Source organism: Hyphomicrobiales bacterium, from assembly GCA_016125495.1.
Classification (GTDB): Bacteria; Pseudomonadota; Alphaproteobacteria; order Rhizobiales; family RI-29; genus RI-29.
Genome location: WGLQ01000009.1, coordinates 50,349 through 72,843 on the forward strand (window position 1 = coordinate 50,349; position 22,495 = coordinate 72,843).

General features: G+C 65.9%; 21 protein-coding genes and 1 tRNA gene. 8 read left to right on the forward strand and 14 right to left on the reverse strand.

All coding sequences use genetic code 11. The features are described 5' to 3' along the window. Positions 1-5: 5 nt before the first annotated feature. Positions 6-383: an NADH-quinone oxidoreductase subunit A gene (locus GC150_09050; GenBank protein ID MBI1385043.1), complete on the reverse strand. Its 378-nt coding sequence runs from the start codon at positions 381-383 to the stop codon at positions 6-8. Positions 384-739: 356 nt separating this feature from the next. Between GC150_09050 and GC150_09055 the strand changes: the two genes are divergently transcribed. Next, on the forward strand, positions 740-1,108 hold the full coding sequence (locus GC150_09055) for a nuclear transport factor 2 family protein (GenBank protein MBI1385044.1): 369 nt from the start codon (positions 740-742) through the stop codon (positions 1,106-1,108). Between the two features lie 287 nt (positions 1,109-1,395). On the opposite strand, the gene GC150_09060 is transcribed toward GC150_09055, so the two are convergent. The 7 genes from GC150_09060 to GC150_09090 all read right to left on the reverse strand — a co-directional run bounded on the left by GC150_09060 (position 1,396) and on the right by GC150_09090 (position 7,010). Further along, complete coding sequence (locus GC150_09060; GenBank protein ID MBI1385045.1) at positions 1,396-2,367, reverse strand: hypothetical protein; 972 nt, start codon at positions 2,365-2,367, stop codon at positions 1,396-1,398. 441 nt (positions 2,368-2,808) lie between these two features. Further along, positions 2,809-2,886: transfer RNA gene (locus GC150_09065), tRNA-Pro, on the reverse strand. A gap of 121 nt (positions 2,887-3,007) precedes the next feature. Continuing rightward, positions 3,008-3,325 (reverse strand): integration host factor subunit alpha, encoded by a 318-nt coding sequence (locus tag GC150_09070; protein MBI1385046.1) that lies wholly within the window; start codon positions 3,323-3,325, stop codon positions 3,008-3,010. A gap of 245 nt (positions 3,326-3,570) precedes the next feature. Further along, positions 3,571-4,551, reverse strand: coding sequence for a beta-ketoacyl-ACP synthase III (gene fabH / locus GC150_09075; protein MBI1385047.1), 981 nt, complete (start codon positions 4,549-4,551; stop codon positions 3,571-3,573). 26 nt (positions 4,552-4,577) lie between these two features. Beyond that, the gene (gene plsX, locus GC150_09080; protein ID MBI1385048.1) at positions 4,578-5,639 is read right to left on the reverse strand and encodes a phosphate acyltransferase PlsX; all 1,062 of its coding nucleotides are present in this window, start codon (positions 5,637-5,639) and stop codon (positions 4,578-4,580) included. A gap of 133 nt (positions 5,640-5,772) precedes the next feature. Continuing rightward, complete coding sequence (locus tag GC150_09085; protein MBI1385049.1) at positions 5,773-6,372, reverse strand: hypothetical protein; 600 nt, start codon at positions 6,370-6,372, stop codon at positions 5,773-5,775. Positions 6,373-6,443: 71 nt separating this feature from the next. After that, positions 6,444-7,010 (reverse strand): ubiquinol-cytochrome C chaperone, encoded by a 567-nt coding sequence (locus GC150_09090; protein ID MBI1385050.1) that lies wholly within the window; start codon positions 7,008-7,010, stop codon positions 6,444-6,446. 166 nt (positions 7,011-7,176) lie between these two features. Here GC150_09090 and bamE point away from each other — a divergent pair, with 166 nt between their 5' ends. The 5 genes from bamE (at position 7,177) to GC150_09115 (ending at position 13,457) form a co-directional block, all read left to right on the forward strand. Then, positions 7,177-7,722, forward strand: a complete 546-nt coding sequence (gene bamE / locus GC150_09095; protein ID MBI1385051.1) for an outer membrane protein assembly factor BamE — start codon at positions 7,177-7,179, stop codon at positions 7,720-7,722. Positions 7,723-8,123: 401 nt separating this feature from the next. Beyond that, a complete protein-coding gene (locus tag GC150_09100; GenBank protein MBI1385052.1) occupies positions 8,124-9,092 on the forward strand; it encodes an ABC transporter permease subunit in 969 nt (322 codons plus the stop codon). After that, complete coding sequence (locus tag GC150_09105; protein MBI1385053.1) at positions 9,089-10,060, forward strand: ABC transporter permease subunit; 972 nt, start codon at positions 9,089-9,091, stop codon at positions 10,058-10,060. Before GC150_09100 ends, GC150_09105 begins: the two co-directional genes overlap by 4 nt. 79 nt (positions 10,061-10,139) lie before the next feature. Continuing rightward, positions 10,140-11,741, forward strand: a complete 1,602-nt coding sequence (locus GC150_09110) for an ATP-binding cassette domain-containing protein (GenBank protein MBI1385054.1) — start codon at positions 10,140-10,142, stop codon at positions 11,739-11,741. A 108-nt stretch (positions 11,742-11,849) separates the two neighbouring features. After that, the gene (locus GC150_09115) at positions 11,850-13,457 is read left to right on the forward strand and encodes a peptide ABC transporter substrate-binding protein (protein MBI1385055.1); all 1,608 of its coding nucleotides are present in this window, start codon (positions 11,850-11,852) and stop codon (positions 13,455-13,457) included. A gap of 85 nt (positions 13,458-13,542) precedes the next feature. Here GC150_09115 and GC150_09120 read toward each other — a convergent pair whose 3' ends face one another. Genes GC150_09120 through GC150_09130 form a run of 3 tightly spaced genes read right to left on the reverse strand, consistent with a single transcriptional unit; the run spans position 13,543 to position 16,390 of the window. Next, a complete protein-coding gene (locus tag GC150_09120) occupies positions 13,543-14,349 on the reverse strand; it encodes an ATP-binding cassette domain-containing protein (GenBank protein MBI1385056.1) in 807 nt (268 codons plus the stop codon). Further along, complete coding sequence (locus GC150_09125; GenBank protein ID MBI1385057.1) at positions 14,349-15,377, reverse strand: iron chelate uptake ABC transporter family permease subunit; 1,029 nt, start codon at positions 15,375-15,377, stop codon at positions 14,349-14,351. Before GC150_09125 ends, GC150_09120 begins: the two co-directional genes overlap by 1 nt. Beyond that, positions 15,374-16,390 (reverse strand): ABC transporter substrate-binding protein, encoded by a 1,017-nt coding sequence (locus tag GC150_09130; protein ID MBI1385058.1) that lies wholly within the window; start codon positions 16,388-16,390, stop codon positions 15,374-15,376. Before GC150_09130 ends, GC150_09125 begins: the two co-directional genes overlap by 4 nt. Positions 16,391-16,948: 558 nt before the next feature. Here GC150_09130 and GC150_09135 point away from each other — a divergent pair. After that, positions 16,949-17,743, forward strand: coding sequence for a sulfurtransferase (locus GC150_09135; GenBank protein MBI1385059.1), 795 nt, complete (start codon positions 16,949-16,951; stop codon positions 17,741-17,743). 54 nt (positions 17,744-17,797) lie between these two features. Further along, positions 17,798-18,667, forward strand: a complete 870-nt coding sequence (locus GC150_09140) for a sterol desaturase family protein (protein MBI1385060.1) — start codon at positions 17,798-17,800, stop codon at positions 18,665-18,667. 64 nt (positions 18,668-18,731) lie between these two features. On the opposite strand, the gene GC150_09145 is transcribed toward GC150_09140, so the two are convergent. From GC150_09145 to GC150_09155, 3 genes are all read right to left on the reverse strand, one after another. Continuing rightward, the gene (locus tag GC150_09145) at positions 18,732-20,153 is read right to left on the reverse strand and encodes an FAD-binding protein (GenBank protein ID MBI1385061.1); all 1,422 of its coding nucleotides are present in this window, start codon (positions 20,151-20,153) and stop codon (positions 18,732-18,734) included. 82 nt (positions 20,154-20,235) lie between these two features. After that, positions 20,236-21,156: a hypothetical protein gene (locus GC150_09150; GenBank protein MBI1385062.1), complete on the reverse strand. Its 921-nt coding sequence runs from the start codon at positions 21,154-21,156 to the stop codon at positions 20,236-20,238. A gap of 15 nt (positions 21,157-21,171) precedes the next feature. Further along, positions 21,172-22,476 (reverse strand): TRAP transporter large permease subunit, encoded by a 1,305-nt coding sequence (locus tag GC150_09155; protein MBI1385063.1) that lies wholly within the window; start codon positions 22,474-22,476, stop codon positions 21,172-21,174. Between the last annotated feature and the right edge of the window lie 19 nt (positions 22,477-22,495).

Below are 22,495 nucleotides of genomic sequence, written 5' to 3' on the forward strand. Positions count from 1 at the left end.
ACCGATCAATCCCATTCGAGCGCTCCCTTGCGCCATTCGTAGGCGAACCCGATCGTCAGCACCGCCAGGAACACCATCATCGACCAGAACCCGAAATCGCCGATGTCCCAGAAGGCGATCGCCCAGGGAAAGAGGAAGGCCACCTCGAGGTCGAAGATGATGAACAGCAGCGCGACGCGATAGAACTGCACGTCGAACTTCATGCGCGCGTCGTCGAATGAGTTGAAGCCGCACTCGTAGGCCGAGAGCTTCTCGCTGTCCGGCTGCTGGTAGGCGATGATGAACGAGGAAGCCATGAGGGCGATGCCAATGGCTCCGGCAACCGCAAAGAAGATCACGACCGCCAGATACTCCTGGAAGTACGATTGCAGCGTTCCGTCCATGTTCTTCCTCGATCTTCCGGCAAGGCGAGGTGCCCCGGCGCGAGCGGCGGCGCCCGAGCGCGCGAGCACGTATTTCTCAGGCTCTATAGCCGCCCTCGCGACGAAAGGCACGCCTACAATCGGCCAACGCGCGTCTATCCCCGGCAGCGCGGCCCCACTTGGGCGCCCGGTACGTCGGCAGAAAGTGCTTCGACCACGACGGCTTCGGATGCCGGGGACGACGTGGGGGCGAGCGCCGGAGTTGACCGCGAGCCGGAACTGGCCGCCGGCCCGCCAGTGATGCTAAGGCAGGTCTCTCGAACCATGACCGAGGCACGGGGTCGGGCCATCGGCGCACGCGAAGGGACGAATTGAGGATGAGCATCCATGACGGGGCGGACGTCGTTTCGGTCGTCGGCGACTACTACGATTCCATGATCGCGAACGACGAGGCGGGCCTGCGCCGGGTGTTTCACCCCAAGGCCCAGATCGCCGGCCATTTCGGCGGCGCCCTCGAGATCGCCGATCTCGACCAGTTCGTCTCCGGCGCGCAGTATGCACGCTCGGGCGACGGCCCCTTCGAATGGCGGCTCGACGGGTTGATACTGCTCGGCGACACGGCCGTCGTCACCGTCACCGGATACTGCTTCGGCGCCTGGATCACCGACCACGTCTCGCTGCTGCGGATAGAAGGGCAATGGCGGATCATCGGCAAGACCTACTACGTCCGACCGGAAGGCTCGTGAGCCCTCGGGGCTGACCGCCAACTCCCCCCAGCCCGGCCGGGCGTCCGCGAACAGCGCCGCTTCGGGCGGCGTCCTGCGGGCCGGCGCCTCACGCCGAACGGTCGGTTCCACCCAGACAATCGCGAGCGCCGCACCGCGCCCCACGCAGGCGGGCCCGGCCAATTCGGACCGAATGCGAGCCGATGGCATCAAGTCGTCGATGCGGTCGGCCGGCCAGCCACGGACGAACCTTGCCAGTGTGTCGGCGTGATCCGAAGTTTCAGGTGTCCGGGGAGGTATTCTGCCTTTCAACTCGCCATGATATCGGTCGAGTCCGGAAAAAACTCGTGCCGCGCGCAAATTCGGACATCAGCCATCACGGATGCATGATCATTGGTAATCCTGCACAGGAACGCACCACCTGGCGCGCGAACACGTAACGGAGCCGAAGGATCGTCTCGGCCGCGCATGTTGGCAATGGCATGCACGGCAAGTGCGCCGGTTCCACCTGCCGATCTGGCGAGAAAACCTTGATCGGATATCCACACCGCATTTGTCTCGTCGTTCGAAACGCTGTGCGTCACCATCACGAGCCATTGCGCATATGAATTCTCGATCCCGAAGTCGGATAACGGATACGCCTTGCTGACGTCTCGGCTCAGCTCTGCGGCGGTCGGTCCGAGTCTTTCATGATCATGGATCGATATACCCAGCTCTTCGTCGGTGATGACAATGTATGGCAGGCCCGTCATGACCACCGAAAAGTTGCGGCCGGACCAGCGGCCTTGTGCGATGTTGCCGTCGGCAACCAGAACCCTCGGGATTTGCGTTCGCCATCGCGCGCGAACAACTTCGTTACGCGAGATCTCCACTTCGATCTGAGCCGATCCCAAGGCGGTATCCATCGAAATCGCCGTCCAACCTTCGACGGGCGGAATCCGCCCCTCGTCCACAGCGACCGTGGCGCCGGCCATCAGTGCCGTACCCGCGAGCGGCGCATATCCGAAGCTCGAAGCCAGGAAGAACCTGCCCGCATACGGTTCGGTCGCAGCCGGGTAAAGCAGGCAGGAATTGACCAGCCAGTTGCCATGCGGTGGCGTGTTCAGGAACCGTCTGAACGGCTCGAATCTCAGTCGCAGGTCTTCGAGTTGTTCGCCGGCGCTTTCGCCCGCGAGCTTGGGCAGCCCACCGTGAACCACGCGCAATATGTCGCCTGCCAGCATCACGTCGGTCGCGACGACGGGGCACCTGCGATCCGAACTCTCCCCGGACTTGCTCAAGCAACAACTCCAATTGCCAGGTCCGATGTGAGGATTGCCCCGCCTCTGCTCACCCGGCAAGTCGGCCTAGACCGGCCGCTCAAAGAAAAACGCCGAGCCCTCGATGCGCGCGAGCGCCTCGAGCATCACGTCCACGCTCGCCGAAATCCGATCCATGGATTGCCTTTGGCTTCTTGCCGAGGCTGGCGGGGCCGAGCGAACGACTGCGACTGCAAAATGACCAAGTCCGGTGCCGTTTGCAGAATTTGCCGGTCACCTGCTGTCGACGAAGCCGGCAAGGGCAGGAGGACGCCCCCCGCCCGGGGCCGGCCCCGCCCCCCCCCCCCCGCATTCGGCAAGGAGCCCGTCACCTTCCGCACCTCGACGATCCCGCCGGTTTCTCTCCGCGGTCGTTCGCGAGAATTCTTGCGGTGAAGCAAGGCATTGTTTTACAATGAAAAATGGTCGGAGCGAGAGGATTTGAACCTCCGACCCCCGGTCCCCCAGACCGGTGCGCTAACCGGGCTGCGCCACGCTCCGACACTCGGGTCTTATGGCCGCAAGCCGCACCACGCGTCAAGCCGGCTGGCCCCCGCGCCCCGAACTGGCCGGGAACGGCTCACGGTTTCGCGCCGGCGCCCGCGCCGACCCCTTGGCAGCGCTATTCTGCCGCCCGGCGCCGACGGCCGCGCGCGTTGATGCGCTCCTTCATGATGTTGCTGGCCCGAAAGACCAGCACCCGGCGCGCCTTGATCGGCTTTTCCTCACCGGTCTTGGGATTGCGCCCGACGCGCTCGCCCTTTTCGCGAATGCCGAACGACCCGAACGAAGAGAGCTTGACCGCCTCGCCCCGCGCGAGACTGTCGCAGATCTCTCCGATCACACGCTCGACGACCTCATGTGCCTCATTCCGTGAGAGCCCTGCCTTCTGCATGACTGCATCCGAAAGGTCAGCACGCGTCAACGTCTTCATGCCCATTGCACCAGCCCGCATCTCTTGACTGGTTGTAGTTAGGACCGAATTCGGTGTATCGTCAACGCCCAAGAGGCGCAACAAACTGAAAACGAACGATCTTTCTCGGCCAAGGTTTCCAGATGGACACGTTTGGCCGGTTCCCTGTCGCTCGCCCGCCCCAACGCCCCGGGCGAAACGGCATCGATTGGCGCTTGCGGACCGCGCTCGCGCGCATCTGGGCCCGCCCCGGATGGCCTGCCCCGCGCCGCCTACCAGCGCGCGAGCACCGAGCCCCACGTGAAGCCGCCGCCCATCGCCTCCATCAGCACGAGATGGCCCTCCTTGAGGCGCCCGTCCTCGATCGCGGCATTGAGCGCCAGCGGAATGGAGGCGGCCGACGTGTTCGCGTGCTTGGAGAGCGTGACGACGACCTTTTCCTCGGGAATGCCGAGCTTCTTGGCGGTACCCTCGAGGATGCGTTTGTTCGCCTGATGCGGCACGAACCAGTCGATCTCGTCCGCTGCGAGCCCCGCATCGACGAGCGCCTCCTCGATGACGCTCGAAATCTTGTTGACCGCATGGCGGAACACCTCGCGCCCGTTCATGCGCAGGTGCCCGACCGTCTGCGTGCTCGAGGGGCCGCCGTCGACGTAGAGCTCCTCACGATAGCGCCCGTCCGCCCGCATCCGGCTGGCAATGATGCCACGCTCGTCGATTCGCCCGTGCTGGGTCTGCGCCTCGAGCACGATCGCCCCGGCGCCATCACCGAAGAGCACGCACGTCGTTCGGTCCTCCCAGTCGAGGATCCGCGAAAACGTCTCCGCTCCGATCACCAGGGCGCGCTTGTAGGGTCCGGTCCTGAGCAGCGCGTCGGTTGTCGCCACCCCGTAGATGAAGCCGGAACAGACCGCCTGGATGTCGAACGCCGCCCCGCCACGGTGCGCGCCCAGCATCGCCTGCACCGCCGTTGCAGTCGCCGGAAAGGTCTGATCCGGCGTCGACGTCGCCACCACGATGAGATCGATCTCGGAAGGGTCGAGCCCCGAGCGCACCAGCGCCTGACGCGCGGCGCCGACCGCCAGATCGCTCGTCAGCTCACCTTCGGCGGCAATATGGCGCTGCTCGATGCCGGTGCGCTCGCGGATCCACTCGTCGCTCGTATCGAGACGCTCCGAGAGCTCTGCATTCGTCACCACCCTTGCAGGAAGGTATGCGCCACAACCCCGGATCACCGAGCGCACGACTGCCATTTTCGAACCTTTCCAACGGTCGGCCGTCAGGCCCCCCGGCCCCCAATGCCCACGGCTCCGCCTGCGGGTGCCCTGGCGAGCCCATCGAGATCCATCTCCAGCCTGGCGACCAGGTCCCCGCGCGCCATTTCGTAGCCGAGATCGACCGCGCTCGCAAAGCCGGTGGCATCGGTGCCCCCGTGCGACTTGACCACGAGCCCCCTGAGTCCGAGGAACACGCCACCGTTCATGCGACGCGTGTCCATCTTCGCCTTGAGTACCTCGAAGGCGTCGCGGGCAAGGAAGGCGCCCATCTGGCTCATCATGGAATGATTGAGCGCGGCCCTGAGGTACGCGGCGATCTGGCGGGCAGTACCCTCGGCCGTCTTGAGGGCGATGTTGCCGCTGAAGCCCTCCGTGACCACGACGTCGGTGACGTCGTGCCCGATGTCGTCCCCTTCGACGAAGCCGACGTACTCGAACGCGACATCGGCGCCACGAAGGTAGGCATGCGCCGCCTTCACCTCTTCGAGCCCCTTGACCTCCTCGGCGCCGATGTTCAGCAGCCCGACGCGAGGGCGCGCGAGGGAAAAGAGGCCGCGCGCCATCGCCGCCCCCATGACGGCGAAGTCGACGAGCTGACGGGACGTGGCACCGACATTGGCGCCGACGTCGAGCACGAGGCACTCGCTGTTCACCGTCGGCCAGATGGCGACGATGGCCGGCCGCTCGACGCCCGCCAGCGGCTTCAGACAGAACTTCGACATCGCCATCAGCGCGCCGGTATTGCCCGCCGAAACCGCCGCCCGCGCCCGCCCGTCGCGCACATCTTCGAGGGCGCGCCACATGCTGGAGTTGCGCCGCCCCTCGCGAAGCGCCTGGCTGGGCTTGGCCCCCATGGCCACTGCGACGTCCGTGTGGACCACCTCGCAAGCCTCGGCGAGCCGCGAATGGCGAGCGAGTTCGTTCCTGATCAGCGCCTCGTCGCCGTGCAGCCGAAAGCGCAGCGACGGGTTGCGCTCGAGCGAGATGGCCGCCCCGGCCACGATCACGCTGGGACCGCGATCACCGCCCATGGCATCCAGCGAGATGGCGAAGCCTTGCGACATGACGATGACCGGGAGCACCTGCTGGAACGGGCGTACCGGCGCCTGGTCGGCGAAAGGCCGAGCGACGGCCCCGGTGGCCCGCGACCATACCGACTTCGCAATTCAGCACAAGCGTGTTGCCGATCCAGGTGGTTCAGGCGCTCGCCTCTCCAGCCCCACCACCATCGGCCGGCGGCCAGCTCGCGCCTTCGGCACGCGGATAGGGATCGAGGGAAACCGCCAGAACTTCATAGGCGAGCCGGCCGAGCACGATCTGACCGTTCAGGATCGGCTCGATGGCGTCCTCGTCCGGGTCGAGCACGATCTCCCGCTCGGACTCGTGGCGGTCCCGCCGACCGTCCCGCGCCCCGCTCCGGCTGTTCTGTGCCGGGGCTGGCTGGCGATTGTCGACGACGGCGCCACGTTCACCGGCATCGGGCACGAACACCGCGGACACCTCCTCCTCGATGTCCTGCGCCACCGGTTCGAGCGACACCACACAAGCCTGTTCGAGCCGCGCATGCAGACGCCCCGTGAGGCGCCACCTGCCGCGCGACAAGGGTGCGAGCCGCCAGTCGAGCGCCAGGTGGTCGAGCGCGAGCAGACCGAGCGCGCGGGCCACCTCGAGCCGCTCCTCCTCGATCGCCTCGATTAGCCCGGTATTGGCACCACGCGAGAGTGCCCCGACCGGAATCCGCCAGGGCATGGCCTCGAGCGGCGATGCCGCAGGTTCCTGTTCGCCCATCGCTCGCATCCTCCACGACCACGTCGCACCGCCATCGCCCTGCGCGTCGCCGGCGTAGCGCCCCGGCGAACGCCACCGCCTCAGTCACCCGCCGCAGCCGGGCGCCCTGCCACGACCTCGCCCGGCTCCGGAAACGTCAGCCGGCCGGCCAGCACGTCGGCCGTCTCGACCGTGGCGAGGTGGCGCAGCGCCGCCACTACATAGGTTGCCATGTCGCCGGCCGCGACCGGTTCCTCACGCCCGCCATAGAGATTGCGCCCGAGCGCCGCACGCAGCGCCTCGCCGCTCGGCTCGCGCACCCCCTCCGCATAGGCCTTGAGACGGCCATATACGGCCTCCGCGGTGCGCCCCATCTTCCGTGCGACACTGAGATCGGCCAATCCCATCTCCCGGTGCTCGTGATCGAGGTTCGAAAAGAAGGTCTCGAGGAGATCTCGGGTCGCGGTTTCCCCCGACGGCCCGAGCACCCGCAACCTCTCGAGGACCAGGAAGAGATGGAGCGTCAACATCTCGAAGCGTCCGGCGATGTCATCGGCAACCGCGAGTTGCATGTAGTGTGCGGGATGCCGCGCCGCCGTCACAATCGCCTCGTATTGCTGCTCGGCGCCGCCGGGGCCGCGAACGCGACGAGCGAACCACTTGAACATGAAGTCTTCTCCGCATTATGGAACCGGGTGTTCGCACGCGGATGCGCGAAGGCAACGTGTGCGTGGAAAACGTCGAGAAGCCAAGTCTTCCATCTCCGCTGCAGGCGCATTTCTGGCTAGGCTGGCGCATGGATTCGGGGGCTTCGGTGGGCAGGCGAGGAACATGATGGCGCGTTCACGAGCGGCCGCCGGGCAGACCCGCACCGGATCGACGGTATCGGTCTTGCCAGTGGGGCTGGGCGGCGCCCCGCGCCGTGCGACCGGGCGCGCGAAGATCGCGAAGGGCGTTCTGGCGGCTGTGTTCGCCGGAGGCCTCCTCGGCGCCTGTGCGGGTGAGACGATCCGCCACGGCCACCACTTCTCGGCCGTCGAAATCCAGCAGATCCAGCCGGGGATGAGTCAGGAGCAGGTCCGTCTCACCTTGGGCACACCGATCACCACGTCCACCATGGACGGCGGTGCCTACTACTACATCTCCACCACCAAGAAGCAGGTCGCCTTCATGGCGCCCGAGGTGGTCGACCGACAGGTGCTGGCGGTCTATTTCGATCCGTTCGGCTCGGTGACACGCGTCGCCCAATATGGCCTCGAGGACGGTCGCGTCGTCAATTTCAGTGAGCGCGAGACGCCGCCGCAGATCGCCGAGCGTGGCCTCATCGGTCAGCTGTTCCGTGGCATCGGTCGCGCGAAGGTCGACCCGAACGCCAGCTGATCCGTTCGCGGCGCGATCCCCACTCGGCCGCCTCCGGCCGGCGCCAGCCGCACCCTGCCCTGCCTGGTCGGGTCCTGACCTGGCACCGCGCCCCCTCCGCTTTGAAAGAACGCGCGTGTCGTCGATCGCGCGAGCCCCGCCACCATTATCAACAGCGCGTGAAGGGTTCGCTGCCACGCAGCCATAGACGACAGGTGCGGTGGGAACTATGCAGGAACGGGGCTTCGGCAATGCACTCGACGCATGCATCCGCACGAATTCGACGGTTTCGGAATATTTTCTGTCGGTTTTCTTGGGTTGTCAGAAGTGACGCGAAGCGAGGATGATACTTGCGTTCGACGTCCGCCGGTTACAACCGGGGGGGCTCGTCGGAGCGCCCAACACGTCGCCGAGGGGACCTGATGCACCCGATCGTACGCACCGTGATTCAGCGTCTGGCACTCAGCATTGTCACCCTCTTCGTCGTTTCGATCGTCATCTTCTCCTCCGTGACCATGCTACCGGGCGATTTCGCCAAGTCGATCCTCGGGCAGTCCGCGACGCCGGAGACCGTCGCTGTCTTCCAGCGCGAGCTCGGCCTCGACAAGCCACCCGTGCAACGGTATTTCGAGTGGATTTCCAAGGTCGCCGTCGGCGACTTCGGCAACAGCTTTGCGAGCGGCGCTGGCTACAAGCGCACCGTTGTCGACGTCATCAAGCCGCGCCTCTGGAACACGCTATTCCTCGCCAGCATGACGGCGATCATCGCGGTGCCGCTCGCTCTCTTTCTCGGGATCATGGCGGCACTCCATCGCAATGGCATCTTCGATCGAACCATCAACGCGACGACTCTGACGACGATCTCGTTTCCAGAGTTCTTTGTTGCCTACGTGCTGATGCTGTTCCTTGCCGTGCAGTGGCACCTATTGCCGACGCTCGCCAACGTCAGCGCCGACATGAGCCTCGGTGAACGCATCTGGCGGTGCCTCTTGCCCGCCCTCACCCTGACGCTGGTCATCATCGCACACATGATGCGCATGACGCGGGCGGCCCTGATCAGCCTGCTGGCCAGCCCCTACATCGAGATGGCGCGTCTCAAGGGAATTCCCAATCGACAGGTCATCATGCGGCACGCCCTGCCGAACGCCTGGGCCCCCATCGTCAACGTGATCGCTTTCAACCTCGCCTATCTCATCGTCGGCGTGGTCGTCGTCGAGGTGGTCTTCGTCTATCCTGGCATCGGCCAGCTCATGGTCGATGCGGTCAGCACGCGCGACATCCCCGTCGTTCAGGGCTGCGCCCTGATCTTCGCGGCGACCTACATCCTTCTCAATCTGTTGGCCGACGTGATCTCGATCGCCACCAATCCGAGGATTCTCCACCCGAGATGACGACCGATCCAAACGCAGCCGGTCTGCCTGCTCCGACGGCCGACGAGACGGCCGAGCGCGGTCGTTTCTGGCGTGAAGTCCGCAAGATGCCGTTCACGGCATTCCTCGGCTTCGTGATCATTTTCGGCTACATCTTCGTCGCGCTGTTCGCCCCGTTCATCGCGCCGCACGGCGAATCCGAGGTCTTCGACATCCCCTACGAGCAGTGGAGTCACGTGCCCAAGTTGCTTTGGGCCGATCTCGGACCGATCTCGCTGCCCTACTGGATCACCATAGAGACCACCGGATCGCAATTCCTGCTCGGCACCGACCAGCTTGGCCGCGACATGCTCTCGCGTCTCATCTACGGTGCCCGCAATACCGTCGGCATCGCGGTCGCCACCACCCTGCTCGCATTCTTCGTGGGCGGCACGCTCGGCATCCTGGCGGCGGTGATCGGAAAGGGCTGGCTCGAACTCGTCATGAGCCGCATCGTCGACGTGCTCATGTCGATACCCTCCCTCATCTTCGCGCTGATGCTGCTCTCGATTTTCGGCTCGAACGTCGTGAACCTCGTCATCATCATCGCGTTGCTCGACGCCACCCGCGTCTTCCGCCTTGCCCGCGCGGTCGGAATGAACGTTGCCGTCATGGATTTCGTCGAGGCGGCGCGATTGCGCGGCGAGGGGCTCGGCTGGGTGATGCGTCGCGAGATCCTGCCCAACGTCATGCCGCCGCTCGTTGCCGAGTTCGGCCTGCGCTTCTGCTTCGTGTTCCTCACCATTTCGGCGCTTTCGTTCCTCGGCGTCGGTATTCAACCGCCGTCCGCGGATTGGGGCTCGATGGTGCGCGAGAACGCGACTCTCATCACCTATGGCGATGTCACGCCACTGTTGCCCGCCGGCGCTATTGCGCTGCTGACGGTTGCGGTGAACTTCGTCGTCGACTGGTTCCTGCACAAGACGAGCGGATTGCGCGATGAGCACTGAAATGGCGAATGGCGCGCGATCCCTGTCGCCCCGCACGGGTTCCGGCTCCCGCTCCGCAAAGAGCGGCGTTCTGGTCGAGATGCGCGGCCTGATGATCGAGGGTCAGTCCGACGATCGCTGGATCGAGATCGTGCGCGGCGTCGATGTCACCGTCGAGCGCGGCCGCGTGCTCGGCCTCATCGGAGAATCCGGGGCTGGAAAATCGACCATCGGCATCGCCGCGATGGGCTATGCGCGGGCCGGCTGCCGGTTCACCGGTGGGCGCATCATGTTCGACGGCGTCGATCTGCGCACGCTCGGCGAGAGCGAACTCGACCGCTTGCGCGGCAGCCGCATCGCCTATGTCGCTCAGTCCGCCGCGGCGGCATTCAACCCGGCCTACCGCCTGATCGACCAGATCGTCGAAACGGCCCTCGCCCATGGTGTGATGAACCGCAGCGAGGCCGAGGCGCGGGCCGTCGAGCTCTTCACCAAGCTGAAGCTCCCCGACCCTCAGCGCATCGGGCAACGCTATCCCCATCAGGTCTCGGGCGGCCAGCTCCAGCGCGCCATGACCGCGATGGCGCTGGCGCCCCGCCCCGACCTCGTGATCTTCGACGAGCCGACCACCGCTCTCGACGTGACCACGCAAATCGACGTCCTGGCCGCCATCAAGGAGGCGATCGAGGACGAGGGGGTGGCGGCGATCTACATCACCCACGATCTCGCCGTCGTCGCCCAGATCGCCGACGACATCATGGTCCTGCGCCATGGCCTGATGGTCGAGCAGGGGCCGACCGACGAGATCATCACGCGCCCGAAGCAGGACTACACCCGCGATCTCGTCGCCATCCGCCAATTCTCCAAGCCGACCGCCGAGACCGCCGCCCCGGCACCGCTGCTCGCCGTCGAGAACGTGACGGCCGCCTACGGCAACCAGCTCACGGTGCTCGATGGTGTTTCGGTCAGCGTCGAGCCCGGTGAGACGCTCGCCGTGGTCGGCGAGTCCGGCTCCGGCAAATCGACCATGGCGCGTGTGATCACGGGTCTGCTGCCGCCGAAGTCCGGGCGCATCGTCTTTGCGGGTGAGGCCCTGCCGCCAGCGCTCAAACAGCGCACGCGAGAGCACCTGCGCGACCTGCAGATGATCTACCAGATGCCCGACGTGGCGGTTAATCCACGCCATACCGTGCGAGAGATCATCGGGCGACCGCTGGAGTTCTATTTCGGCCTCGCCGGCGCCGCACGCGAACGCCGCATCGTCGAATTGCTCGACCAGATCGAGATGGGCAGACGCTTCATCGGCCGCTACCCGGGCGAACTGTCGGGCGGGCAGAAGCAGCGCGTGTGCATTGCTCGGGCCCTCGCCGCCAACCCCCGCCTCATCATCTGCGACGAACCGACCTCCGCGCTCGACCCGCTCGTTGCCGACGGCATCCTGAAGCTGCTGGTCGGCCTGCAGAAGGAGACGCACGTCTCGTACGTCTTCATCACACATGACATTGCGACGGTCCGCGCGATAGCCGACAGTGTCTGTGTCCTCTACAAGGGGCGCGTGGTCCGCTTTGGTCGCAAGGCCGACGTCCTGTCGCCACCATTCGACGACTATACGGACCTGTTGCTGAAATCGGTCCCCGAAATGCGGACCGGCTGGCTGGAGAATGTTCTCCAGACACGCAGGATGGAAAGCGCGGGCAACTGACCCACGTCAGATGGGAAACGTAACCGCTGACCATCACACACCGCGATGCCCGAGATCGGCCGGGGCGTGCGGTGTCAAGGGAGGTAGGCTGAACAGAAGGGTCACTCGATGACGGACAAGAAGAATTTGGACTGGATGAAGAAGGAAGCGGGCAAAGGCCGCATGAACCGGCGTGAGTTCGTGCAGCTCGCGATCGCTGCCGGTGTCACCGCGACCGCCGCAGAAACGATGTTCTCGACCGCCGCGCGCGCCGAGCCCAAGAAGGGCGGGCACTTCGTCAACGCGCTGACCGGCGGCGGGACCAAGGACGTGCTCGACCCGGCCCAGACGCTCGACAGCTACATGATCAACGTCAGCTCGGGTCAGCTGCGGAACAACCTGATCGAGATCGGACCGGACGGCCAGCTCACCGCCGAACTCGCCGAGAGCTGGGAAGGCTCCGACAACGCCGCCACGTGGGCCTTCAAGATTCGCAAGGGCGTTGAGTTCCACAACGGCCGGACGATGACGCCGAACGACGTCGTCGCCTCCTTCAATCACCACCGTGGTGAGAACACGAAGTCCGCCGCCTCCGGCCTCACCAAGCAGATCAAGGACGTCAAGGCCGACGGCGACATGGTGATCTTCACGCTGGAAGGCGGCAACGCCGACTGGCCGGCGATCACCTCCGACTACCACTTGACGATCTGCCCGGCCAACGACGACGGCAGCATGGATTGGCAGTCGGGCGTCGGCACCGGCGGCTACGCGCTGGAGAATTTCGATCCCGGCGTCAGCACCAAGGTGCGCCGCAACCCGAACTATTGGAAAGAGGGCCGCGCTTGGTTCGACTCGATCGACAACCTCTTCATCGCCGATTCGGGTGCCCGCTCGAACGCGCTGATCACGGGCTCGATCCACTCGATGTCGAACCTCGACCTCAAGACCGTGCACCTCCTCCAGCGTGACCAGAACGTGCAGGTCGTGCCGACCTACGGCAACAAGCACGCCACGCTGCCGATGCACTGCGATACCGCGCCGTTCGACAACAACGACGTGCGACTGGCGATCAAGTACAGCATCAAGCGTGACGAACTCGTCGCCAAGATCCTGCGCGGCCAGGGCGAGGTCGGCAACGATTCGCCGGTCGGCCCCGCCAACATCTACCGGGCAACCGCGGAAGAGATGCCGCAGCGGCCCTACGACCCCGACAAGGCCAAGTTCCACCTCAAGAAGGCTGGGATGGATAGCCTCAAGGTGCAGCTCCACATCGCCGACACCGCCTTCGAGGGTGGCATCGACGCCGCGACGCTCATCGCCGAATCGGCCAAGGCCTCCGGCATCGAGATCGAGGTCGTGCGCGAGGCCGACGACAGCTACTGGGACAACGTGTGGCTGAAGAAGCCCTGGTGCGGCAGCTACTGGGGTGGCCGTCCGACCGAGGACTGGATCTTCTCGCAGATCTATTCCAAGGGCGCGGACTGGAACGAGTCGAAGTGGGACAACGCGCGCTTCAACGAGTTGCTCCTGCAGGCGCGCAGCGAACTCGACACCGCCAAGCGTCGCGAGATGTACGTCGAGATGCAGAAGCTCTGCAACGAGGACGGCGGCGCCATCATCCCGATGTTCATGGCCTACACGCACGCCATCAGCAAGAAGGTCGGTCTTCCGGCACAGCTCGCCAACAACTGGGAGCTCGACGGCCACAAGAACGGCGAGCGTTGGTGGTTCGTCTGATCCATCGCACCGCGGCGGCTCCGACACTCGGCGCCGCCCGTTGCCGATGATTGCGACCCGCGGGGGCTTGCTCCCCGCGGGTTTTTCACTCCCGACGGCCGTCCCGCCGACGCTCCGAATGGCTTTCGAACTCGGGAGCGCAGACGCGCTGACCCGTCGAAAGCGTCTCGACCGTCACGCGCACGCCATAGACCGCCAGCAGGTTCTCTACAGTCAGGACCTCGTCGGGCGCTCCGGACGCCACGATCCGCCCGTCCTGCATCAGAACGACTCGGGTGGCGATGGCGAAGGCCTGATCGGGATCATGGGTCGAGAGCAGGACCCCGACGCCGCGCTCGGCCAGTCCCCGAACCTCGCCCAGCACCGTCGCCTGGTTTCCGAAGTCGAGGCTCGCCGTCGGCTCGTCGAGGACGATCAGGGGAGCGTCCTGAGCGACCGCGCGCGCGATCATGACGAGCTGGCGCTGACCACCCGAAAGGCGCGGGACATCGCGATCGCCAAGATCGGCGATGCCGAGATCGGCAAGGGCACGAGCCACCGTCTCGTGATCGCCCGCGCTCGGTCCCGAAATGAGGCCCCGATGTGCGACGCGCCCCATGAGAACGACGTCGCGAACCGCATAGGCGAAGGGAACGGAGCCGGCCTGCGGCACATACGCGATGCGCCTCGCGATCGTGCGCCGGGCCAAGGCGGGCAACAGTTCCCCCCCGAGCGAGACCGTCCCGGAAAGCGCCGGTAAAAGACCGAGTAGAGTCTTGAAGAGCGTCGTCTTGCCGCAACCGTTCGGCCCGAGCAGGCAGACCACTTCTCCCGAACCGCAGGCGAACTGCTCGAGCCGACCGACGGAACGCTCTGGATAACCGAATTCGAGATCGCGCGCCTCGAGTTGCATCACGACCACCCGTGCCGGCCACGCCAGAGCAGCCAGAGGAAAAAGGGCGCCCCGAGCACAGCCGTCAGAATTCCGAGCGGGATCTCGATCGCCGAAAGCGTTCGCGCCAGCGTGTCGACGACGACGAGATAGGCCGCCCCGAGCAGCATGGCCGCCGGCAGCAGGCGCTCGAAGCTCGGGCCGACCAGCATACGCGCCATGTGGGGAATGACGAGGCCGATCCATCCGATCACGCCGGCGATGGCAACGACGCCCGCGGTCACGAGCGTTGCCGCCGCGATCACGATGATCCGCAGCCGGCCGGCTTCGAGCCCGAGGGCACGCGCCTCCTCGTCGCCGAGGGAGAGAATATCGATCCGCCAGCGCAAGAGGACGAGCGGCAAGAGTCCGAGCAGCACCGGCAGCAAGGTCGCGGCAAGATCGCCAGCACGAACCGATGCGAGACTGCCGAGCAACCAGAAGGTGATTGCCGGAAGCTGGTCATAGGGGTCAGCGAGCACCTTGAGCAGCGAAATCACCGCGCCAGCCAAGGCGCCGACCACCACCCCTGCCAGCACCAGCACCAGCGTGGGATCGCGCCCCTGGACCGCGGCCGCGATGAACGTGACGACCGCGACCGTTGCGATTCCCCCTGCGAAGGCGAACAACTGGATCATGGCGAGCGGAAGGGAGAGGAAAATCGCAACGACCGCACCGAGCCCTGCCCCCGCTGAGACGCCGAGCACATCGGGTGAGACGAGCGGATTGCGGAACAGTCCCTGGTAGACGACCCCGGCCGCCGCGAGGGCCGCTCCGACGAGCAAGCCGGCGAGCACGCGCGGGCCGCGTACCAGGAGCAACACGCGCTCGTCACTGGTGAGCTCGGTTTCCCCGCTCACGAGTGCCTCGAGGGCTCGCCCATAGCTTTGCAGGGAAAGCGGGTAGGCTCCGGCTGTCAGCCCCGCGAACACGGCAACGAGCACCGCGAACACGAGGCAAGCCATGACCGCTCCTGGTGCGGAGCGCCGACGCTCCGTCGCAACGCTCATTGCCGCAAAGCCGGCGGCTTGCCGTCCGCCCAAGCAATCAGCGTGGCGAGCGCCCCTTCGCTCAATTCCACCTGATAGAAGAGGCGGTAGAATTCGCGCGTCGCCACCTCGATATCGAAGGCGAAGCGCTCACCGAGAAAGAGCCCTGCCAACCAGGCGAGCCCCATGAGACGGTTGACCGAGGGTGGTCGATCGATCCAACCGAAGGGCGCCGTCGGGGCGAGGTGGATGCGGCCGCGGCGGACGGCCTCGACGCCTTGCCAGATCGGATCGCGGCCCGAACGCACCAACTCGTGGAAGCGCCGATCCCAGGTGACGATGACATCCGGGTTCCAAACCAGGATCTGCTCGGGCGAGACTCGGGCGATGCCGCGGCGCTGGCCCTCGGCGTCGGCGACGTTGCGCCCACCCGCGCGCTCGATGATCTCGGTGTTGATGGAGCCCTTGAGCCCGGTCTCGAGGCCATCCGGCCCGCGCGCCAGATAGACGCGCGGCCGGTCACTTTCGGCCACCGAGGCAACGGCCTGATCAACCCGCGCAAAGAGCGCCTCGGTGTAGCGCGCCAGGGTCTCGCCCCGCTCGCTCGCCCCCAGCATGTCGCCGAGCGTGCGCAGGGCGGTAGGCGTTGCATCGAAGCGGCCATCGACGAGGACGTAGGCGATACCCGTGTGCTCCTGCACCGCCTCGGCCAGAGAGACGAATGTCGGGCGCACCGACCCGAAATCGACGATGAGATCGGGCTTCGTGCGCAGCACCACCTCGATGTTGGCCGATCCCCCCCGCCCGGTCAGCATCCCGACCTCCGGCAGGTTGCGGGCCGATTCGAGGACGTAGGGTCTTTCCTCCGCACGCATGGCCCGCGGCCAGCCGATGAGCGCATCGGGCCGTAACACGTAGACCACGATCGCCGCCGGCCCGCCGGCCGCGAAGACGCGCGTGACACGGTCGGGCAAGCGCACACTCCGCCCGGCGGAATCGATGACGTCGCGGGCCGCCAGCGCCCCAGGGGCCATGAGGCATGCGCCCGCGCCGGTGGTGAACTGGCGGCGGCTCAGCAACACCCGCACACTCCAGGAACGAAGGGTCCAGCGAAGTCGACCGAAATCATCGAGCACTCCCGTCGACCGATCCCGCTTCTCGAGTTGCAGATAATCACGACCAATTCCGGCTGTCGAGCAAAGCAGCCTTGGGGGTTGATCATGCCGTTGCGGCGACACATTGGTGCCAGCCGGAGCGGATTGGCAGGTGCGGCCACGCGCCATTCCGCCCGCGTTGCTCGTAATGGCCACGCCTCTCTCGCGGCAAGTTGATGGCCGTGGTCTTTTGCCAGCCCCACGCGAGACGATATGACAGCGGCGCACAACAAGCGAACGGGCGACAGCCGGTAGCGCGATCGCAGCTGGCGGAGAGAGACAATGCACCCATTGCGAACACGCATATCGAAGCGCCGGCTGGGAATGAACCTGCCCGCTTTGCCCGCGGCCATCGCCGTTCTCGTCCTCCTCGCCGCGTCGCTCCTCCCGGGCAGGGCGGCGCTGGCGAAGGAAGAGCGAGCGCTCGAGGCGACCTGGATCGTCAGCGCCGCGCAAGCCCGCATTCTGATCGCAGCCGGCGCCCTCGTGCTCGATGCTCGCGACCGGCTCGCCCAATGGTGGAAACCCCTGCCCGGCGCGGTCTCCGTCGCCTGGGACGATTTTTCGCGGTCCAGCGAGCGGGCGGGCCTTGGATTGCTGGCCGACGATGCGACCCTCACCGAGGCCTTCCGTGCGCTCGGCGTCAGCGCGGCACGGCCAGTCGTCGTCGTCGGGGATGCCCTTTCGGGCTGGGGCGAGGACGGGCGCATCGTCTGGACGCTCCGAAGCCGGGGGCACGAGCGCGCCGTTCTCGTCGATGGCGGCTACGGCGCCCTCGCGGCCGGCGGCCCCTTCCCGATCACGGCGCCGGTCGCAACCGGCGACTGGACCGCACGCACCGACCCATCCCTCGAGGCAACTGCCGACGAAGTGCGCGACGCGCTCGCCCGCCCGGACGTGGTCGTGATCGATACCCGCGAGCCGCGTGAATTCGCCGGTGCAACGCCCTATGGCGAAGCGCGCGGCGGCCATGTTCCCGGCGCCCGCCACCTTCACTTCAAGGACGTTCTCGGAGCAGACGGCCGTCTCCTTGCGCCCGAGGCGCTACGCGGGAAACTGGCCGCATTGGGGGTGACGCCGGACAAGGAGGTCATCGCCTATTGCACCGGCGGCGTTCGCTCGGGATACTTCACCTCCGTGCTCCAGACGTTGGGAATCCGGGCGCAGAACTATGCCGGTTCCATGTGGGAATGGTCCGCCGGCCCGGTCCAATCCTATCCGCTGGTGAAATAGCCCGCCGGCCGGGCGCGCACATCGACCGTCGCAAGGTCCGCTCGGAGAATCACGATGACAGCAGAGACGATGATCCGCTTCGGCGCCTTTCTCGGTGTGTTCCTCGTCATGGCGGTCTGGGAGGTACTCGCACACCGGCGCGAGTTGACACAGCACAAGGGACTGCGCTGGTTCAACAACCTCGGCATCCTGCTAATCGACATCCTGGTGCAGCGCTTCACGCTCGGGGCGGCCGCCGTCGCCATGGCGATCCACGCCGAGCAGAGCGGCTGGGGTCTTTTCGCGCTCGTCGACTGGCCCTATTGGCTCGAGTTCGCGATTGCCTTCCTCATCCTCGATTTTGCCATCTACCTGCAGCACGTGATGTCGCACGCCCTGCCGGTGTTCTGGCGCCTGCATCGCGTACACCACGCCGACCTCGACTTCGACTGCACCACGGCGCTGCGCTTCCATCCGATCGAAATTCTGCTCTCGATGCTCTACAAGGTGGCGATCGTCGCCGCGCTCGGTTGCGACGCCTACGTCGTCATCGCGTTCGAGGTGGTGCTGAACGGCTCGGCGATTTTCAACCACGCCAATGTCGCGATGCCGCAGGCGATCGACAGGACGCTTCGCGCGGTCGTCGTCACGCCCGACATGCACCGCGTGCATCACTCGGTGATCGTCAGAGAGACCAATTCGAACTACGGATTTTTTCTCTCGATCTGGGACCGCCTCTGCGGCACCTACACGCCGCAGCCGAGCAAGGGCCACACCGGCATGACCATCGGGCTTCACGAGTTCCGCGACCAGTCCAAGCTCAATCTGCACGACATGTTGCTGTTGCCCTTCCGCAAGGGCATCAGCAACTACAGCATCCGGCCGGAGGCGACCGCCGCGCGCCTCGAGGAGGAGAACTCGGCACGCGATGGGAACCAGGCCTGATCTCGCCCCGATCGGCTCGCAACCGACCACACGCCACCGGCAGCGGTGACCGTCCACCCGCGCCTCAGCGCTCCGGAAAGATCACGCCCGGGTTCATGATGCCCTGCGGATCGAGGCTCTTCTTGACGGTCCGCAACAGATCCAGTTCGACGGGATCGGTGAGCCGCGCCAGTTCGCCGACCAGCTTGCGCCCGACCCCGTGCTCGGCGCTGAAGCTGCCGCCGAAACCGGCGGCGATGTCGTGGATGGCGGTTTGCAGTTCATCGACAGCCGCCGCCGGATCGGGGACCCTCGCCCAATCCTCCCTCGTGAACATCGCCATGTAGTGGACATTGCCGTCTCCGAGGTGCGAGACGACGACCGGCTCGGCCTCGGGGAATCGGGAAGCGAGCCAGGCATCGGCCCGAGAGAGGAATTCCGGCACCGCCGCGACGGGCACGGAAACGTCCTGAGCATGGTGATGGCCGTGGCGCTTGTTGGCCTCCGAGAGGGTGTGTCTGAGGCGCCAGAAGGACTGCGCCTGGGCGTCGCTCTGGGCGATCACGGCATCGAGCAGGATACCGTCCTCGGCGGCTGCCGAGAGCACGTCCTCGAGCATGGCGGTCAGCGTCGCGCCGCCGTCCGGATCACCGAGTTCGATCAGCACCGACCAGGGCGGCGCCTCGGCGAAGGGAATGCGGTTGCCGGGAACGTTGGTCAGCGCGATATTCACCTCGGATCGCGAAAGCAGCTCGAACGCCTGGATGCGGGTGTCGAACGCATCCTGGCAGCGCCCGAGGAGGGTAAGTGCATCGGCGGGCGTTGCAACCGCCACCCAGGCATCACCGCGCGACTTCATGGCGGGGAACAGCTCGAGGGCAGCGGCGGTGACGATGCCGAGCGTCCCCTCGGCGCCGATGAAGAGATGCTTGAGATCGTAGCCCGTGTTGTCCTTGCGCAGCATCGAAAGCCCGTTCCAGACCCGCCCATCCGCCAGCACCACCTCGAGCCCGAGCACCAGATCGCGCATCGGACCGTAGCGCAGCACGCCCGTGCCGCCGGCATTGGTGGAGATGAGGCCGCCGATCTGCGCCGAACCCTCGCTGCCAAGGTGCATCGGAAGTTGCCGGCCGATGCTGGCGGCGGCCTCGTGGGCCTTGGTGAGAACGGTGCCCGCCTCGCAGATCATGGAATTCCCCGCCCGATCCAGGGCGCGGATTTTCGTCATGCGGGACAATGAGATGACGACGCTGGGCCGGTCGCCGGCTGGCACGGCGCCATAGCAGAGGCCGGTATTTCCCCCCTGCGGATGTATGGCGACGCCGCGCGCCGCGCAGGCCGAAACCACTGCCGCGACCTCAGCCGTCGAGGAGGGAAGCACGACGCACACCGGCCGTCCCGAAACGCGGCCCCGCCAGTCGATGCAATAGGCTTCGATATCCGAAGCCTCGGTGACCACCGCCGCCCCGGGAAGCCTCGCCCGCAGCTCACCGACCAACTCCGACATTCCTGTCCGCTCCGCTTTTACGCCGACGGCCGCACGATCCAGCGGCTGCGGGCGGCCAGATCGACCGCCCGCGAGAGACGCCTCAGGCCGCCTTGCTCATCAGCGAGCGTTCGTGGGCGAGGAGCGGCTTCAACAACTCCTCGAGGCGCGCAACGAGGGCACGGGCCGGCGGACGCAATGGGCAGAGAACCTCGCCGACCGGAACGCCGGCGATCGCCTGCGCCGCCTTGAGCGGCCCCGGGTTGCACTCCGAAAAGACCGCCGCGAGGAACTCGTGCATCTTTGCGTGACGGGCAAGGGCCGCCTTGAGGTTGCCCGCCTTGGCGAGATCGAAAATTTCCACCCACGTCCGCGGCAGCACGACCGCGCTCGCCAGAACGCCCCCCACCGCACCCATCGCGATCCCGGTCGGAAACAGCATTTCCTCCCCACTCCCCACACTGATCCGGTCACCGACGAGGGAGAGGACGCGGGCCATGTGCGCCATGTCGGGGTTCGACGATTTCATCCCGACGATGCTGCCATCCTCGACGATGCCGGCGATCGTCTCGGCCTTGAGCGTGACACCCGTACGATAGGGGATCTCGTACAGCATCACGGGTCCGCCGATGGCATCGGCAAAGGCCTTGAAATAATCGCGGATGCCCTCCTGCGTTGGCGTGATGTAGTAGGGCGCGATGACCATCAGGCCCGAGGCACCAGCCGCGAGGAATTCGCGGCCCGCCTCGATCGAATCGCGCAACCCCGGCGCGAGCACGCCCGCCACGACCGGCACCCGGCGGTTCGCGGCCTCCACCGTGGCGCGCACCATGGCGACGCGGTCGGACTGAGAGAGGGCGGAATATTCACCCGTCCCGCCAACGGGAACGAGGCCACTCGCACCGCCCGCGATGATGTAGTCCACCTGGCGGCGTGTGGCGACCGCGTCCACCCGGCCATCACGATCGAGCGGCGTCGTCAGCGCCGGCAGAAGCCCTCTGAGCATGCTGGAGGTGAGAGCCATGTTTAACTCCTTTGGCTATAGGAAACCGAAATAGCGCGGCAGAGCGAGTACCGTCTCCGGCACGTATGTGACGAGCATCAGCATGGCGATGGCGGAGGCGAGAAAAGGCAGTGTGGCGCGCACCAGCGCCCCGAGCGGCACCCCCCCGACGATCGAACCGAGATAGAGCCCGAGCCCGTAGGGCGGCGTTATGAGGCCGATCATCACGTTGACCGTCATGATGACCCCGAAGTGGACCGGATCGATGCCGAGCGTCACCGCGATCGGCGTGAAGAGCGGAGCAAAAAGGAGGAGTTGAACGGAATCGCTGACGAAGAGCCCGTTGATGAGCAGGAAGATATTCACCGCGAGCAGGAACATCCACGGCGCCAGTTGATAGTGATCCACGAGCCCCTGGATGGCCGTCGGCACGCGCTCGGCCGCGAACACCCAGCCGAGCACCGTCGCGAACCCGACGATGAGGTAGATGGAGGCGCTGGTGCGCGCGACCTTGCCGAGGAGTTCCCAGAGGCGTGCGAACGTCAGGGTGCGGTAGGCGAGGAAGCCGACCATGAGGGCATAGGCGACCGCGACTGCGGCGGCCTCGGTCGGCGTGAATGCACCCGACAGGATACCGCCGAGGATGATCACCGGCATCATGATGGCAAGCGTGGCGTCGATGACGATCCGCAAGGCCATGGCAAAGGTCAGCCCTTCGATCGGATTCTTCGGGAATCCGTAGACCCGCGTCATGATGAAGACAACCACCATCTGCGCAATGCCGATCAGCAAGCCCGGAATGACGCCGCCGAGGTAGAGAGCGGCGACCGACGTATTCGTCAGGCTGGCGAAGATGATGAGCGGAATGCTCGGTGGAATGATCGGACCCTGGATCGCCGAGGTCACGGTGAGCGCGGTCGAAAAATCGGCCCGGTAGCCGGCCTGCTTCATCAGCCTGATCTCGATCGGACCGAGCGCGGAGATGTCGGCGAGGGCCGAGCCGGAGACGCCGCCGAACATCATGCTGCCGACGACGTTCACATAGCCGTGCCCGCCGCGCAGCCAGCCGACCAGCAGCCGCGAGAAGCGCACCAGCCTGTCGGTCATCCCGATCGCCCCCATCACCTCGCCGGAAAAGACGAAGAGAGGGATGGAAAGCCAGATGAAGACGTCCATTCCGGTGAAGAACTTGTGCGCGAAGATCGGGAGCTGGTCGATCATCCCGGGCGCGATCAGGAAGTAGGCGAGACCGGCGGCTCCGATAGCGAAGATGACGGGGCTGCCGATGAAGAGCAGCATCACGAGGAGCCCGATCACGACCAGGAGCGGCGGTAGTTCCACGGCGATTGCCTCCCCTGAC